Annotated in this window: 1 protein-coding gene; it reads left to right on the forward strand. The window is 61.1% G+C overall.

Annotated features, from left to right (window positions below; translation table 11 throughout):
- Window positions 1-1,070 (forward strand): phospholipase effector Tle1 domain-containing protein (locus tag ISP19_RS00055; RefSeq protein WP_204678184.1); only part of this gene is annotated, 1,070 nt, incomplete at both ends.

A 1,070-nucleotide genomic window follows, 5' to 3' on the forward strand; every position in this document is an offset into this window, starting at 1 on the left:
ACCGAACGTCGCTGCACGCTGCGCATCGGCGTGTTCTTCGACGGCACCCGCAACAACGCCGGCAATACCGAGCTGTTTACGCATTGCCAGGCGTCCACCGGCAGCGCGCTGGGACAGAGCCCGCTGGAACAGGCGGCGATTGCCGAGCACTGCAAGCGATATATGGCAGACGCCGAGAGCAGTTATGGCGGGGGATATACCAATGTGTGGCGGCTGTACAACCTATATCGGGATAGCCGGGAAGAGTCCTTCGGTGAAGAGGAGCGGGAATTTTTTCTGCGCATCTACGTCGAAGGCATCGGTACTGCGACCGGCGAACGCGATGATGTCGTTGGCATGGGATTTGGCATAGGCGGCACCGGCATTCTGGCCAAAGTGGAGCAGACGCTTGCGAAAGCGATCCCCGATGAACTCGAATCGTTTTCCCGCACTAAATCGGGAGTTTCTATCGCAGCATTGGAACTAGACGTGTTCGGTTTCAGCCGCGGCGCAGCGGCAGCCCGCCATTTCGTCCATGAGATCAATCGCAAGCGACAGGGCTTGCTGGCGCAAAAACTTTCCTCCATACAGGCCAAACTAGCCGAAGGGTTCAATGTCGACGACGATGTGCGCATCGGTTTCGTAGGCCTGTTCGACACCGTCGTGGCGCGCGCCAATCTGGCTGATGGTTTCAATGTGGTTAGCGGCCACAGCGGTCCTGTCAAAGTAGCGTTGCCAGCCGGCTGCGCCCGCCAGGTGGTGCAGCTCGTCGCCCGCGACGAACACCGCGCCAACTTCATGCTGACCACCGTCGCGCCGCAGCACCGCGAAATCACCCTGCCCGGCGCGCATTCTGACATTGGCGGCGGCTACCACGACGACCACGAAGGTCCGCTGATGTTGATCAAGCCCCTGCGCTCCGTCGAAAAGCCAGTGGAGCAAAACGGCAGCCTGTATATGCCATTCCCTGGCAACACCCGGGCCTACCAGCTTGCCAACGCCGAACGCCAACGCTGGGTGGCGCGCCTGGGCCATATCGATGGCGGCTGCCTCTCCGTCGATGCCTGGGTGCGGATGGAACCGCAGCCACC

Origin of the sequence: Dyella flava (assembly GCF_016904955.1) — a bacterium.
In the GTDB taxonomy this organism is placed as follows: Bacteria; Pseudomonadota; Gammaproteobacteria; order Xanthomonadales; family Rhodanobacteraceae; genus Dyella_B; species Dyella_B flava.